This window comes from Streptomyces sp. NPDC047453 (assembly GCF_040643155.1).
GTDB lineage: Bacteria > Actinomycetota > Actinomycetes > Streptomycetales > Streptomycetaceae > Streptomyces.
On sequence record NZ_JBEYTS010000116.1, the window covers coordinates 2,594 to 14,384 of the forward strand.

Here is an 11,791-nt window from a genome sequence, read left to right on the forward strand (position 1 = left end):
CATCGTGGAACGTGCATTCGAATCAGGCTGCGGCGGCACGGTCCTACCGAAACTCACGCCCGCTCACTTGACCTTACTGACACAGTCACAGTAGAAATATGTCAACGCGGGGTGACTCGCCGCGCAGCTCCCCACTAGGCACGAGGAATACATGACCGACCTCATCCGCAAGGGCGAAGGCCAGCCACTCCGAGACGCGATGAAGCGCCAAGGCGTGACCCAGGCCGAGCTCGCCGCTCGAACCAAGGCGGTCGACGTCCGCGGGCGGGGGGTGAGTGCCGCAACCGTCGCCAAGGTCACCGGCAGTGGCACGACGGCGGCCGACTGGTGCAGGGGTCGGACGGCGTGGCTGATCGCCACGGCGCTGGATGAGCCCCTCCAAGCCCACTTCGACATGCCCACAGTTTCTACAGACACAGTGAAAGGGTGTAAAGCCCATGGCGAGTCAGACCCTCGCTGAGCGCACCGAGATCCTCCGCCCGGCCGGCATCGCACCGCTCCTCGCCACCGAGGAGCTGCGAGCGCACTTCGGTGTCTCGCGCTGGACGGTCAACGCGTGGGTGAAGGACAAGGGGTGCCCCGTCGTGCGGCTCCCCGGTGGTAACCGCCGCTTCAACCTCACCGCCGTCGAGGCGTGGCTCGCCGCACAGGGCGAGGGCGCCGAGCAGGCCCGCGCCGAGCAGGCGCGTCGGGCGATCTCCGCTCGCTACTAACCCCTTGATGCGCCGAAGGGTCGCCCGCTTGCCCGCCTGGCGACCCCACGACCCGGCGCCCTTACCCACAGAAAGAAGGTCACCGGTGACCACCGAGATTACCGAACAGACCACGCCCACCGACCCGCTCCGCACCACGTACATGGCCGCGACCGCGCTCGCCGCCAGGCTCGTCGACCAGGCGCAGATCCTGCCGGACACCGTCGAGACCCGCCGCGAGCTCGGCACCGACACCTACGGCGTCCGCTTGCACTACGGCACCGGCCTCACCGCCGGCCGCGGCGTCCTTAAGACGGCGGCCGCCGTGGACACCGAGGTGACCCGCGACGACGTCCGCGACGACGTCGTCTGGATCGAGGCGCACGCCACCGTCGACGGCATCCCCCTCATCGCCCGGGCACTGACGAACACCGCCGATGCCGACCAGCTCCTGGCCGCGAGCGACGAGGCGGAGGACCCCGAGGCGACGCAGCAGATCCCCACCGTGGACACGTCCCCCACGGCCGTGCCGGCCCTGTCGGTTCCGGGCATCTTCGCCGTGCGGCCGCTCGCCGCCATGAAGGCCGCTTCCTCGTCGGAGAGCGACGCGTGAGCCGGGCCCTGCAGCACCAGCTGCACAGCATCCTGCAGACCGCGACCGCGACCCTCGACCTGCCCCTCGAGAGGGGACACCTCGAGGGCCTGGCCGTCGAGGTCACCCCGGCCATCCGCGCCCTGCTCGCCACGACTCCGGCCGCCGCCGAGGAGGACGCGCCCGTCCGCTGCGCCCTCACCGCCGAGGCGCAGTTGGAAGAGGCGGTCGGCGTGCGGATCACCGAGTACGCCGGCTGCATCTCCCGCATCGGGGTCGACGTCGACGAGGACTCGCCCGCCGCCGTGCTCGCGGCCGAGCTGCGGGGGCGGCAGCCGGACGTCATCGCCACCTCCGTCCCCGACGGCAAGTATCTGGCCTTGACCGTACGGCCGCAGTCCCTGGACGCCTGGCGCTGGTGGCTCGACAAACTCGGCATCGCCGCCGAGGCCGTGACCCAGCAGGGCAACACCGCGCACGCCGTAGGCGTGGTGGGTGACGTCGCCGTCGAGGTGTGCGGGGACGGCGTGCCCGAGCTGCAGGTGGACGCGTCGGCAGCCCGGTGGACTCGGTTCCTCGCGCCGGTGCAGGCCCTGCGTGAACCGGCGGGTGACGTCTGATGCCCGCCGCGACCGCCGCCCAGTGGCTCACCGCCGCCAGCATCGGCACCGCCGCATTCGCTCCGGGCGCGCTGCTCATCCTCGGCCTGGACCACGACCTCACCCCCCGCATGCCGCACGTCGACCTGGAGCCCGCCCAGCGCGCCGCGCAGCAGGCCCGGACCCGGCTCGCCGCATGGCTCATCGCCCTCGCCATCGCCTCGCAGCTCGAGCAGCCGAAGGAGGCGACCCGCTGATGCCCGCCACGCCCAAGCCGACGATCACGCAGGCCGGGCTCCACCGGGTGTGCTGCAACTCCAAGGACGGCGCCGCCCACTCCACCAGCAAGGCGCGCTGGGAGCTGTACCTGGTCGTCTACAACTCCACCGACCCCTGGCCCGAGTACGCGTGGCCCGTCTCCCGCCGGCACCAGGTTCCCGCCATCTCCGAGCGGACCGAGGCCCTCGCCTCGCTCGGCTACGCGCCCGCCCCGGGCAGCGAGTGGGAGTGGCAGGAGGACATCACGCCCAACTACCACGGCCACCCGACCGCGGTCTCCCTCATCGCCGGGATCAGCATCGTCCCGCTCGAGCAGCCGGCGGAGGCCACCCGATGACCGAGCCGACCGCTGAGGCGTACCCCGGCGAGCTGGCCATGTATCGGCAGCTCGCGCACACCCTCCGCGCTGTCGTCCTCACCGACGACGCGGACGTCAACGAGGTGCGCAGGCTGCTCGAGCAGCACGCCAGTGACGACGTCGTGGCCCGCGAGGAGGCGAAGGGGAAGAGCAGCCACCAGGCCGACGCCACCCCCCGCCTGACCGGACGCCGCGCTCGGCTCCTCGACGCCATCCGCACCCACGGGGGCCGTTGGGACACCGGCCGCGTGCTGGACCTGTACCGGCTCACCGAGCCCGGCTACATCCAGCGCGTCACCGCCCGCCGTGACCTCGGCTACCTCCAGTGGTGCGGCCACCTCGACCAGCACGGCCCTCAGGACGGCCGCTTCTACACGCTCAAGATCAGGAAGGGGCGCCGCTAGTGGGCCATCATCGTCCCCGCCTGCCCGAGGTCAGCGCTGCTCAGCGCGCGGCCCGGCTCGCCTGGAACAAGGGGCTCACCGGCAAGAGCCGCGCGGCCACCGACATGTCGGTGATCGAGGTCTGCACCGTTGGCGACTGCGGGACTCCTGTCGTCGGCCGGCGTCCGCCGGTCGCGCGCATGGTCTCCGTGCAGGGCAGTGCGGACGGCGCGGCCGCGCACTGGTACTGCCCGGTCCGCTGTGCCGCGATCGCCCGCGCCCGCGCCGACATCCGCACCATCCCGATGCGGCCGGGCGGTGAGACCCATGGCTGAACCCCGAGTGCTCACGCAGGAAGAGCTGTGGGCGGAGGCCCGCGAGCGGTTCGGCCAGAACAGCGTGGACTGGGCGTTCCAGTGCCCGTCGTGCGCTGACATCGCGACCGGCATGGACATCTTCAAGGCCTTGGCCCAGCACCCGCGTCAGGCCAAGGGCTTGAGCCGCAACGTCTACTACACCGAGGTCCTCGGCCAGGAGTGCATCGGCCGCATCCTCGGCAAGGACGGCGGCCGGGGCTGCCAGTACGCCGCGTTCGGATTCCTCCCCGGGCCCTGGCAGGTCGCCGTCCCCAACCGGCACGCACCGATGTACTGCTTTCCCCTCGCCCCGGCCGGGGAGCAGGGGGCGGCTCAGTGACCTCCCGTACGGACATCGTCGCCGCCGTCCTGCGCGGTCCCGTCCTGCGCCGTCCGGTCCTCGCGCACGAGATGCGCGAGCACTTGGTGCAGGGGCTGGACCCGCGCAGCACGCAGACGCGGTGGACGGCGACCGTGCCGCAGTTGGCCGAGGCCATCGTCACCGCCTTGCAGGAGGCGGACCGCGAGGAGAAGGACATCCCCGCCGGCAGCACCGCTCGGCACACGGGGACGGCGTCCACTGCTCGCGCGGAAGCCCCAACCAGTCACGCCCTCATCCTCGAGCGCGCCGGCCACGACGTCATCGGCACCTGTCGGTGCGGGCGCGCCATTGGCCGTACCCCACAGAACAAGCCGTTCGACGCTCTCGTCGGCCTGTGGGAGCGGCACACCAACCCGACACGTCCGGACGGGGCCTGGGCCGATGCCGTCGCCTCACTCCCCTTTCCGATCCAGAACGGAGCGTCATGACCGAGACGATTCCCGAAGCGCCGGCCGTCCCGGATCTGGCCCAGGTCCTCGGTGCACCGGCCGTCACCATCCTCGTCCGCGCGGAAGAGGCCCAGCTCGGCGACATCGCCGACAGCACGGGCGGCCTGGTGAGAGTCCGCGAGATCGTCCAGCGTCACCACACCTGGGACCTGGCCGGTGACCCGCCCGGACACGTTGCCCGAGTCGACAGACCCGGTCTCTGGCCCGGCGACACGCCACCCCTGATCCGCCACAGCTTGCCGCGTACGGACGTCATCCGCGTGCGCCGCACGGTGAAGGCCTTCGGCCGACTGCCCGGCCACTCCAAGAACGTCCACTCGCACGCGCCGGTCAAGCGCGGCTGGTACACCGACCCCGGGGGCTACGACGCCGAATGCTCCTGCGGCTGGAAAAAAGATCACGTCTACGTGTCCAAGTCCGGGGCCGCGTACGGCTGGCTGGAGCACAAGGCCTCCGAGCTGACCCGGGCCGCGCACGACGACAACTCTGCCCTCGCCTGGCTCGCGACCACCGAGGCAGCTCACTGCCTGCCGCCGGTGCCGTGGACCTTCAAGAAGATCACCCACGGGCCCCGCAACGGCGGCGGGATCGCCGAAGCCTCCCTCGACTACCTGCCGTTGCTGCTCGCCCGTCAGGTCCTCGCCGCGTGGCGGGACGTCCTCACCGTCGACTCGGACGACACGTACGAGAACCGGCGCGAGGGCCCGCGCCAGACGAGCCGCGGTAGCCGCCCCGGCTACACGTACCTCCGACTGTCCGGATTCGCCGAGGGCAACGCGCGGATCATCCTGTCCGCTCGCATCGACGAGCCGGACGACCCCGAGTGACCGGCGACGACCGGCGCCCCGGCGTCGACGGGGTGTGCGGGCACCTGACCGGCCCGCACACCCCCGACACCCGCCCCTACCCCTGCGGATGGCGGTGCGCCCTGCACACCCCGAACGCCCTGGCCGGGCGGCCCGAGGCCCCGCCGGGCCAGGGCTGGCCCATCGACCGCCAGCCCCCACCTGGCACCACCCCGGAGGACGCCGCCCCCACCGGCGCCCAGCACGAACAGGAAGAAGGCCATGACCGCGACCGCACCGGCAGCTCTCCGCATCCCGACCCCGGGTGACCTGGCCCGCCTGCAGGGCCCCCGCCTGCCAGCCACCGCGCCCAAGTCTCCCGCCTCGGCAGCCGCGTCGAAGGCCGCGGCCGGGCCGCGCTTCGCCGAGCCGGGACAGCCCTACCAGCCCCGCAATCTCAGCCCGGAGGACGCCATCAAGCCCGGCGGCCTCACCAAGCGGGAGCACTTCCGTAAGTACTTCCTCTTCGGCATGCGCATCAGCAGCCTGCCGGCGCACGCCCGCCTGGTCGGCCACGACCTGATGTGGCGCGCCAGCCACGCCACCGGCCGGATCAGCGTCAGCCTCCAGCCCAGCAGCGAGCGGCTCGCGCTCGCCACGGGGCTGACCGCCGCCCAGGTCGACGTCGCCCTGCAGGTTCTGCACACCCGCGGCTGGCTCCATTACCGGCGCCTGAAGGAAGGCCCGCGCGCCGGGCAGACCGTCTACTCCCTCGTCATCCCTGCCGGGGCCCTCGAGGGGATCCGCGCCTGGATCGCCGCGCACCCGCGCGAGCTCGCCCGCTGACCACCAGACCGCGGGGGGCGGGCGCTGACCACGCCGTGCCCGCCCCCCGCGCACCACTTCTGCCAGAAGAGAGCACCGATGGAACTCCGGACCACCGAGCCCAGCCGCATCTTCCGCGCCACCGGCGGCGGGGCCGGCCTGAACGCCGAATACCGCTGCAGCGACGGCAGCCCCTACCTGTCGTTCCACCTGTTCAGCGAGCACGACGGCACCACCGAGGACATCGCGGTCCTCCTGCCTTCCTGCGTCGCCCCCCGCCTCTTTGGCGCAGCCCTCGCCTACCTCGAGGCTGCCCAAGGCACCGAGGCAGGCGAGCAGTTCGTCCAGGCCTTGCTCGCCACCCGGGACCGGTCCGCCCAGATGATCGCTGCCGATCTTGCCGAGCGCGAAGCGGCATCGGCTGCGTGCTGCGAGGCCGGCTACCGCACCCAGGGCCACGAGCACACCTGCCGTGGCACCCAGCCCGGCACCTGACCACCGTCTCCAAAGCGGGTGGGCCAACAGCACAAAGCCCCGCACCAGACGGTGCGGGGCCCAGAAGGGAGAGGGGGAAGCGGTGTCAGGACTCGCCGAGCGCGGCGCGTGCCCGTTCGTACCACTCGGGCGAGACGAGTACGGCCTGCGGCTTGTCGCGGCGCGTGAGGATGACGCGCACGCCGAGGAGGCGCGTCCTGGCGATGACCTCAGTCAGGTTGGCGCGGGCCTCGGAGACACCCATGCGCAGCTCGTCGGACTCAGACATGCGCTCAGGATACACATCCAGCTAACGCGTAAGTCCGTCGCGTTGTACAATTCAGATGGGCGGGGACACCGAGACGCGACCCCCGCTCCGGCAATCCGTCACGCCCCGACCTGACCGGGGCAGACACCGGCCCCGGCCCCACCGGCTCGCTGGGCGGGCGATCGACCAGGTCTCGCCCGCCCAGCGCCCAACCCCTCGGAGACACCCCTCATGCCCGCCGCCGCGCTCGCAGCCACCCAGGCTGCACCGCACCCCCAGCCGCATCCCGCGGCTGCCGGGGTGCGCCCGCGCGATGGCGGACGCACCGTCAAAGTCCCGCTGCGCCTGGTCGTAGGCGCTCAGTACCCCGATGCGGCCCTGAGCGTCTACGTCAAGGTGAAGGCGCTGGCCCTCCGCCCGGAGGGCTGCACCGCCAAGGTGAGCACGCTCGCCGAGTACCTCGGGATGTCCAAGAGCGCGGTGGAGCGTGGCCTGCGCCCGCTCGCCCGCCCGGACAGCGTCGACGGCCTGGTCGAAGTCCCGACCGTGCGCCGTACGAAGTCCGGCGGCACCGGCCAGTCCGCGCACCGCGTCACCCGCCCCCTCACCGACGGCGAGCTGTGGGTGCGTATCCCGGTGCGTGCGGCCGAGGCGCTCACGCCGCGGCTGCTGCGCCTGTACGCGTTCCTCGCTTACGCCACCGCCCGCCGCATCCCCGTGACCGCGGCCGAGCTCGGCGAGATGCTCCACCACCACACCGGCAAGCGCGCCGGCGAATCCCTCGGTGAGCGGCAGGCCCGCCGCCTGGTCGACGAGCTGGCCGCCACCGGCTGGCTGATGGTGCACCGGCGGGAGGGCGAGCAGGGCCGCCACGCCTACGAGACCAACGACCGCCCGCTGCACTCCGTCCCGGCCCCGGCCGCCGCGGTGCCTGCCGCGGGTGCGGCGGCCCTCGAGGACCAGGCCCCCGGGCAGCTCCCGCTGTGGGACGACGAGGCACCGGTCATTCATGACGGATCCGGTGCGGACGATCTTGACGGATCCCTCGCGTCTAAGGAAGACCGCAGGACTGGCCGACCGGAGAAGACGGAGCTGGGTGGGGGTATCCGCCGTAGGCGAGGTGACCGTAAGTGGGTCGCGGGTCCTGTGGATAACTCCGTGCCGGACACGTTCGCCGGGCCTGGTCTCGTGCTGCGCACGGATGACGAGACCGCCACCGCGGGCCCGGCCCCCGGCCGCCCCGCCTACACCGGCCCCGCCCTGCAACTCTCCCCCCGGATCTGGCGCGTCCTCGAGCCGGTACGTCACGAGCTCCCGGCGATCGGCCCGTACCTGCTGCGCCGGATCGCCCGCGAGATCGGCACCCAGCTCGACGCGCCCGGCGGCAGCGAGGAGCGGCTCATCGACCGGCTCACCCGCCGCTACGCCACCACGACCACGGTCCGTGACATCGGCCGCTGGCTCCTCGGTGCCGCTCTCGTCCGGCACGGCTGCGGCCGCCCGGACTGCGAGACCGGCGTCATCTGGGAGTCCGGCGCCGACTGCGAGACCTGCGCCGTCAACCGGCAGACCGAGGCAGCCCGCGCCCGCCGCGACGCCGAACTCGCCGCCCGCGCCCAGGAGCTGGACGAGCAGCGGCAGCAGCGCCTGCGCGAGGCGGAGGCCCTCGAGGAGCAGCAGCGGCGCGCCGCCGGGCGTGCCCGGGCGCGGCTGCTGGAGGAGCGGAGGGATGAGCAGCTGCCCGCGCCGTCCCCGGCCGCGGTGCTCGAGCTGCCGCCCGCGCAGCTGCTGCCGCCGAAGAAGACGTACCGCCAACGCGACCAGGCCAGCGACGAGGAGATCCTCGCGGCGATTGCCGAGCACGGGCCCGCTGTCGCCCTGCACATCTACGGCCACCTCAGGACGCTGCCGCTCCTGCACGGCCGCCCCAACTCTCTCGAGACCGGTAGCGACCGGAGGACTCATGCCCAGTGACCACGACGTTGCGACGTGCGGCGGCTGCTTCGCCCGGATTCGGTGGGCGATCACCGTGAACGGGAAGCGCCAGGCCGTCAACGCGGACCCCGACCCCAAGGGCAACTTGGCCGCCCACACGGACGGCACCGGCACCCTCAAGGTCCGCGTGCTCTCGGCCGAGCGGTCGACGCTCGAGCATGCCGAGTGGCAGGCCATGCCCCACGCCGCGACCTGCAGCCGCCGGCCGCGGACGCCGCGGCCCTCGAGCAGGCCCGGCCGCCGCGCCCCCGTCGTCCGCTATGGCACCTGGCGGAGGACGGGGTGAGGCGCGACAAGCCACGCGAGGACGTCGCGGAGATGCTCCGGCAGGGCGCGCCGTACCGGGTGATCGAGCAAGAGCTGGGCGCGTCGCGGCACGTCATCACGGCCACGCGGCAGGCGTACCGCATTCCGCTGCCCAAGGGGCCCGGCTACCGGCTGTCGTCCGAGCAGCGGGAGGTTGTCGAGAAGCAGGTCGCCGAGCTCCTGAGCGACCACGCCTCTTATCGGGAGATCCGGGAGGAGGTGGGGATCAGCTACCCGACGATCCAGCGGATCCGGACGAGGCTCGGGCTTCCCGTGGGCGGGGGACGGGACCGGCCGCGGCCGCGCACGGTGGCGCAGACCTTCGAGCTGTACACCGAGCCGTTCGGCGAGGGGCATCTGCGGTGGACGGGGCCGCGGCGTGGCCGATCGGCCCTGCTGTTCGCCGAGGGACGCCGCTTCAACGCGAGGCACGTGGCTTTCGAGGCGTACCGCGGGCGGCCGCCGGTCGGCTACGTCCGCTCCTCCTGCCGGCAGATCCCGTGCATGGAGGGCGCCCACCTCGTCGACGCCGTCCTGCGCGGCACCGCCTCCCCCAGCTGCCAGCAGCCCGGCGACGGCGCATGACCATCGCCGGGCTCCACGCCCTCCTCGACGAAATCGACCGCCAAGGCGGCCCCGAAGCCGCCCGCCAATGGCACCTCCACCTCACCGACGAAGGAGCAACACCGACCATGACCACCGCACCCGCGCTGCGCCCGACCTCGCCGGCCGCCGACGTCCACCTCAAGCCCGTCCAGACCACCGAGGACCCCGAGCAGCTGCCCGTCGGCAAGCTCCTCGCCTGGGGCGACCAGCACGCCGACCCGGACGTCCAGGACCAAGCCGCCCGCGCCCGTATCGCACTGCACGGCCTGCGCCAGCGGTACGCCACCGACCGTGAACTGACCGAGCTCACCAGCGAGGCCGAAAAGCTGGAGCAGCGCCTGGCCGAACTGCGCGCCCGCGAGGCCGAGCTTGCGCCGGCGAAGAAGGCCAAGGGCAAGCGGCAGCCCGCCGAGTATCCCGCGGCCACTGTGCGCGCCTGGGCGAAGGAGAACAACGTCGACTGCCCGCAGGTCGGTCGGGTCCCGAAGAAGGTCGTCGAGGCCTGGCGGCAGGCCACCGGTGCCGCGGCCGGCGCGACGTCTTGAGCGAGCCCGTGGAGTGCGCCCTGTGCCACCAGCCGATCCGGTCCGCCGCCGCGAAGGAGCGGCGGATCGGGTCGGGCTGCTGGCGCAAGCTCACCCCGGCCCAGCGCTCAGCGATCCGCCGCAACCCGCGCGGCATCCGCGCCGCCCTCAACCAGCCCGTGCCCGCCACCGACGGGCAACTCCCCTTCGGAGTAGAGACGTGAGCCGCCAGCCCACCCGCATCCAGCGCCAGCGCACCAAGGGCTGGCGCGCCCCCGACCGTGCCATCTACGTCGGCCGCGGCACCCGCTGGGGCAACCCGTACACGGTCGTCCAGCGCAACCGGTTCCACGCCGTCGTGACCGACGGCGGCGGCGTGATCTACGCCAACAAGGACGAGGCCGAGGCGCGCCGGGTCGCTGTCGACTGGTTCCGCGCGTGGTTCTCCAGCCAGCCCGACCTGGCCGCCGCCGCCCGCCGTCAACTCGCCGGCCGCGACCTCATGTGCTGGTGCCCCCTGCCCGAGCCCGGCGACCTCGACCACTGCCACGCCGCCGTCCTCCTCGCCATCGCCAACGAGCAGGAGGCGCAGCGCTGATGCCCGAGCCCGAGCCCCTCGCCGTCATCGCTCTCGTCGGCGTCGCCTGCTGGTTCCTCGGCTGCCTGTGCTGGCTGGCCGCCGGCATCACCCACCTCGTCGAAACCGTCCGCAACCGTCACCGCCAGGAGCAGCCGTGATCATCCACGACGCCGCCGCCGCCTTCGTCGCCCTCATCTACGCCGCACTGCTCTGGGCATGGATCCTCGGCGCTGTCGCCGGGCTCGTCCTGTCCACCGTCTTCTTCGCCGCCCGACCGCTCATTGCCCCCACCACCCGAGCCGTACGCCGCCGTATCCGCCCCATCTGGGTCCGCGGCCGGGCCCGGCTCGCCCGAGCCCGCTCCAACGACTACGGGGAGGCGGCGTGATCGCGTACGGCCTCGCCGTCGGCATCGTCGTCGCCCCGTTCACCAGCGCTGCCCTGCTCGGCCTCGGCCGGGCGGGGCGCGCCCTCCGCAACCTCGCACGAAAGGCCACCCGATGACCGACCCCACCATCACCGACCTCCGCCGCGAGCTGGAGAAGGCCCGCGAAGCCCTCGCCGGAGCCGAGCAACACCTCGCCCGACACGCCGAGATGAACGCCGCCCTCCACTGCGCCGCGCGCGTCATGTACTCCCCACTCCACGCCAAGGTCACCGCCGCCATCGGAGGCATCGACCACGCCCTCGCCCGCACCGAAGGGAACCGGCATCTGCCGACGCTCGACAGCCAGAGCAGCGACGGCGTGTGGGCCGCCCTTATCGCCGACCTCGACCGCTGCGGCCACGGCCGCCATGAAGGCGACGACTGCGGCTCCTGCGGCGGCCGGTCGCGCGGCAACCCGAACCTGCGCCCCGGCCAGGTCATCGGCTACGGCCTGCGCGGCGATCACATCGTCATGCCCTACCGGGAGCACAAGCACGACCCGGCCGCGTGGCGCCTGCGCCTGGACGGAGGCGAGCAGCAGTGACCCCGCACCTCCGCACCGCCCGCGCCTGCACCACCGCCGCCATCCTCCTCACCGCCAGCGCCCTCTACAGCGCCACCGCCCACCCCTGGCTCGCCCTCCCCGGCCTATGCGCCGCCGCGCTCTTCGCCTGGGACGCCGCCCGCAGCTACACCGCCCACCACCGCGTCGTCGCCGAACACGACTGGGCCAGACGCCGCGCCCTCGGCGACAACCCGCCCCCGCTGGACCCGTGCTGCCTACTCGCCCAGCACAGCAGCGGCGCAGCACACGACCACAAATGCACCGACACAACCCGCTGGAGCACGGCATGAGCGACCCGTCCTCGACGCCCTGCGCCGCTACCACCTGTCACCGCGGCCTGCGTGAG

At 72.9% G+C, this 11,791-nt stretch carries 25 protein-coding genes; 24 read left to right on the plus strand and 1 reads right to left on the minus strand.

From position 1 onward, the window contains the following. Nucleotides 1-151: 151 nt before the first annotated feature. From ABZ818_RS40340 to ABZ818_RS40405, 14 genes are all read left to right on the plus strand, one after another. Complete coding sequence (locus tag ABZ818_RS40340) at nt 152-460, plus strand: helix-turn-helix transcriptional regulator (RefSeq protein ID WP_361426627.1); 309 nt, start codon at nt 152-154, stop codon at nt 458-460. Then, nucleotides 438-713, plus strand: a complete 276-nt coding sequence (locus ABZ818_RS40345; protein WP_357488418.1) for a helix-turn-helix domain-containing protein — start codon at nt 438-440, stop codon at nt 711-713. Before ABZ818_RS40340 ends, ABZ818_RS40345 begins: the two co-directional genes overlap by 23 nt. Before the next feature lie 85 nt (nt 714-798). Then, the gene (locus tag ABZ818_RS40350) at nt 799-1,305 is read left to right on the plus strand and encodes a hypothetical protein (protein ID WP_357488420.1); all 507 of its coding nucleotides are present in this window, start codon (nt 799-801) and stop codon (nt 1,303-1,305) included. Further along, nucleotides 1,302-1,904 (plus strand): hypothetical protein, encoded by a 603-nt coding sequence (locus ABZ818_RS40355; protein WP_357488421.1) that lies wholly within the window; start codon nt 1,302-1,304, stop codon nt 1,902-1,904. Before ABZ818_RS40350 ends, ABZ818_RS40355 begins: the two co-directional genes overlap by 4 nt. Then, nucleotides 1,904-2,140: a hypothetical protein gene (locus ABZ818_RS40360; protein ID WP_357488423.1), complete on the plus strand. Its 237-nt coding sequence runs from the start codon at nt 1,904-1,906 to the stop codon at nt 2,138-2,140. The genes ABZ818_RS40355 and ABZ818_RS40360 overlap by 1 nt, the downstream gene beginning before the upstream one ends. Continuing rightward, nucleotides 2,140-2,499 carry a DUF6303 family protein gene (locus ABZ818_RS40365; RefSeq protein WP_361426632.1) on the plus strand — a complete coding sequence of 120 codons (360 nt, stop codon included), beginning with the start codon at nt 2,140-2,142 and terminating at the stop codon, nt 2,497-2,499. The genes ABZ818_RS40360 and ABZ818_RS40365 overlap by 1 nt, the downstream gene beginning before the upstream one ends. Then, entirely contained in the window at nt 2,496-2,924 is a 429-nt protein-coding gene (locus tag ABZ818_RS40370; RefSeq protein ID WP_357488374.1) for a hypothetical protein, read from the plus strand. The genes ABZ818_RS40365 and ABZ818_RS40370 overlap by 4 nt, the downstream gene beginning before the upstream one ends. Next, on the plus strand, nt 2,924-3,238 hold the full coding sequence (locus ABZ818_RS40375; RefSeq protein WP_357488372.1) for a hypothetical protein: 315 nt from the start codon (nt 2,924-2,926) through the stop codon (nt 3,236-3,238). The genes ABZ818_RS40370 and ABZ818_RS40375 overlap by 1 nt, the downstream gene beginning before the upstream one ends. After that, nucleotides 3,231-3,599, plus strand: coding sequence for a VVA0879 family protein (locus ABZ818_RS40380; RefSeq protein ID WP_357488371.1), 369 nt, complete (start codon nt 3,231-3,233; stop codon nt 3,597-3,599). The genes ABZ818_RS40375 and ABZ818_RS40380 overlap by 8 nt, the downstream gene beginning before the upstream one ends. Continuing rightward, nucleotides 3,596-4,069 carry a hypothetical protein gene (locus ABZ818_RS40385; protein ID WP_357488370.1) on the plus strand — a complete coding sequence of 158 codons (474 nt, stop codon included), beginning with the start codon at nt 3,596-3,598 and terminating at the stop codon, nt 4,067-4,069. The genes ABZ818_RS40380 and ABZ818_RS40385 overlap by 4 nt, the downstream gene beginning before the upstream one ends. Next, the gene (locus ABZ818_RS40390) at nt 4,066-4,917 is read left to right on the plus strand and encodes a hypothetical protein (RefSeq protein WP_357488369.1); all 852 of its coding nucleotides are present in this window, start codon (nt 4,066-4,068) and stop codon (nt 4,915-4,917) included. The genes ABZ818_RS40385 and ABZ818_RS40390 overlap by 4 nt, the downstream gene beginning before the upstream one ends. Beyond that, nucleotides 4,914-5,204, plus strand: a complete 291-nt coding sequence (locus ABZ818_RS40395; RefSeq protein ID WP_361426639.1) for a hypothetical protein — start codon at nt 4,914-4,916, stop codon at nt 5,202-5,204. Before ABZ818_RS40390 ends, ABZ818_RS40395 begins: the two co-directional genes overlap by 4 nt. Continuing rightward, nucleotides 5,158-5,721, plus strand: a complete 564-nt coding sequence (locus ABZ818_RS40400) for a hypothetical protein (protein WP_361426642.1) — start codon at nt 5,158-5,160, stop codon at nt 5,719-5,721. Before ABZ818_RS40395 ends, ABZ818_RS40400 begins: the two co-directional genes overlap by 47 nt. 78 nt (nt 5,722-5,799) lie before the next feature. After that, a complete protein-coding gene (locus ABZ818_RS40405; protein WP_361426645.1) occupies nt 5,800-6,195 on the plus strand; it encodes a hypothetical protein in 396 nt (131 codons plus the stop codon). Between the two features lie 85 nt (nt 6,196-6,280). On the opposite strand, the gene ABZ818_RS40410 is transcribed toward ABZ818_RS40405, so the two are convergent. After that, on the minus strand, nt 6,281-6,463 hold the full coding sequence (locus ABZ818_RS40410) for a type II toxin-antitoxin system Phd/YefM family antitoxin (protein WP_361426648.1): 183 nt from the start codon (nt 6,461-6,463) through the stop codon (nt 6,281-6,283). Nucleotides 6,464-6,673: 210 nt separating this feature from the next. On the opposite strand from ABZ818_RS40410, the gene ABZ818_RS40415 reads away from it, so the two are divergent. The 10 genes from ABZ818_RS40415 to ABZ818_RS40460 all read left to right on the plus strand — a co-directional run bounded on the left by ABZ818_RS40415 (nt 6,674) and on the right by ABZ818_RS40460 (nt 11,735). Then, complete coding sequence (locus ABZ818_RS40415) at nt 6,674-8,416, plus strand: hypothetical protein (RefSeq protein WP_361426651.1); 1,743 nt, start codon at nt 6,674-6,676, stop codon at nt 8,414-8,416. Then, nucleotides 8,406-8,723, plus strand: a complete 318-nt coding sequence (locus tag ABZ818_RS40420) for a hypothetical protein (RefSeq protein ID WP_361426654.1) — start codon at nt 8,406-8,408, stop codon at nt 8,721-8,723. The genes ABZ818_RS40415 and ABZ818_RS40420 overlap by 11 nt, the downstream gene beginning before the upstream one ends. Beyond that, entirely contained in the window at nt 8,720-9,328 is a 609-nt protein-coding gene (locus ABZ818_RS40425) for a hypothetical protein (RefSeq protein WP_361426657.1), read from the plus strand. Before ABZ818_RS40420 ends, ABZ818_RS40425 begins: the two co-directional genes overlap by 4 nt. 107 nt (nt 9,329-9,435) lie before the next feature. Then, nucleotides 9,436-9,894, plus strand: a complete 459-nt coding sequence (locus tag ABZ818_RS40430; protein WP_361426660.1) for a histone-like nucleoid-structuring protein Lsr2 — start codon at nt 9,436-9,438, stop codon at nt 9,892-9,894. Further along, complete coding sequence (locus ABZ818_RS40435; RefSeq protein ID WP_361426663.1) at nt 9,891-10,097, plus strand: DUF6011 domain-containing protein; 207 nt, start codon at nt 9,891-9,893, stop codon at nt 10,095-10,097. Before ABZ818_RS40430 ends, ABZ818_RS40435 begins: the two co-directional genes overlap by 4 nt. After that, nucleotides 10,094-10,471 (plus strand): DUF4326 domain-containing protein, encoded by a 378-nt coding sequence (locus ABZ818_RS40440; protein ID WP_361426666.1) that lies wholly within the window; start codon nt 10,094-10,096, stop codon nt 10,469-10,471. The genes ABZ818_RS40435 and ABZ818_RS40440 overlap by 4 nt, the downstream gene beginning before the upstream one ends. Then, a complete protein-coding gene (locus ABZ818_RS40445) occupies nt 10,471-10,611 on the plus strand; it encodes a hypothetical protein (protein ID WP_361426669.1) in 141 nt (46 codons plus the stop codon). Before ABZ818_RS40440 ends, ABZ818_RS40445 begins: the two co-directional genes overlap by 1 nt. Then, nucleotides 10,608-10,841 carry a hypothetical protein gene (locus ABZ818_RS40450; RefSeq protein ID WP_361426672.1) on the plus strand — a complete coding sequence of 78 codons (234 nt, stop codon included), beginning with the start codon at nt 10,608-10,610 and terminating at the stop codon, nt 10,839-10,841. Before ABZ818_RS40445 ends, ABZ818_RS40450 begins: the two co-directional genes overlap by 4 nt. 112 nt (nt 10,842-10,953) lie before the next feature. Next, a complete protein-coding gene (locus ABZ818_RS40455; RefSeq protein WP_361426675.1) occupies nt 10,954-11,424 on the plus strand; it encodes a hypothetical protein in 471 nt (156 codons plus the stop codon). Then, nucleotides 11,421-11,735, plus strand: coding sequence for a hypothetical protein (locus ABZ818_RS40460; protein ID WP_361426678.1), 315 nt, complete (start codon nt 11,421-11,423; stop codon nt 11,733-11,735). The genes ABZ818_RS40455 and ABZ818_RS40460 overlap by 4 nt, the downstream gene beginning before the upstream one ends. The last annotated feature ends 56 nt before the right edge of the window (nt 11,736-11,791 follow it).

What these genes read in the sequence shown, in the direction of transcription:
- ABZ818_RS40340 (WP_361426627.1), top strand. Translation starts at nt 152, where the DNA reads ATGACCGACCTCATCCGCAAGGGCGAAGGCCAGCCACTCCGAGACGCG.
- ABZ818_RS40345 (WP_357488418.1), top strand. Translation starts at nt 438, where the DNA reads ATGGCGAGTCAGACCCTCGCTGAGCGCACCGAGATCCTCCGCCCGGCC.
- ABZ818_RS40360 (WP_357488423.1), top strand. Translation starts at nt 1,904, where the DNA reads ATGCCCGCCGCGACCGCCGCCCAGTGGCTCACCGCCGCCAGCATCGGC.
- ABZ818_RS40365 (WP_361426632.1), top strand. Translation starts at nt 2,140, where the DNA reads ATGCCCGCCACGCCCAAGCCGACGATCACGCAGGCCGGGCTCCACCGG.
- ABZ818_RS40370 (WP_357488374.1), top strand. Translation starts at nt 2,496, where the DNA reads ATGACCGAGCCGACCGCTGAGGCGTACCCCGGCGAGCTGGCCATGTAT.
- ABZ818_RS40380 (WP_357488371.1), top strand. Translation starts at nt 3,231, where the DNA reads ATGGCTGAACCCCGAGTGCTCACGCAGGAAGAGCTGTGGGCGGAGGCC.
- ABZ818_RS40390 (WP_357488369.1), top strand. Translation starts at nt 4,066, where the DNA reads ATGACCGAGACGATTCCCGAAGCGCCGGCCGTCCCGGATCTGGCCCAG.
- ABZ818_RS40400 (WP_361426642.1), top strand. Translation starts at nt 5,158, where the DNA reads ATGACCGCGACCGCACCGGCAGCTCTCCGCATCCCGACCCCGGGTGAC.
- ABZ818_RS40405 (WP_361426645.1), top strand. Translation starts at nt 5,800, where the DNA reads ATGGAACTCCGGACCACCGAGCCCAGCCGCATCTTCCGCGCCACCGGC.
- ABZ818_RS40410 (WP_361426648.1), bottom strand. Translation starts at nt 6,463, where the DNA reads ATGTCTGAGTCCGACGAGCTGCGCATGGGTGTCTCCGAGGCCCGCGCC.
- ABZ818_RS40415 (WP_361426651.1), top strand. Translation starts at nt 6,674, where the DNA reads ATGCCCGCCGCCGCGCTCGCAGCCACCCAGGCTGCACCGCACCCCCAG.
- ABZ818_RS40420 (WP_361426654.1), top strand. Translation starts at nt 8,406, where the DNA reads ATGCCCAGTGACCACGACGTTGCGACGTGCGGCGGCTGCTTCGCCCGG.
- ABZ818_RS40430 (WP_361426660.1), top strand. Translation starts at nt 9,436, where the DNA reads ATGACCACCGCACCCGCGCTGCGCCCGACCTCGCCGGCCGCCGACGTC.
- ABZ818_RS40445 (WP_361426669.1), top strand. Translation starts at nt 10,471, where the DNA reads ATGCCCGAGCCCGAGCCCCTCGCCGTCATCGCTCTCGTCGGCGTCGCC.
- ABZ818_RS40455 (WP_361426675.1), top strand. Translation starts at nt 10,954, where the DNA reads ATGACCGACCCCACCATCACCGACCTCCGCCGCGAGCTGGAGAAGGCC.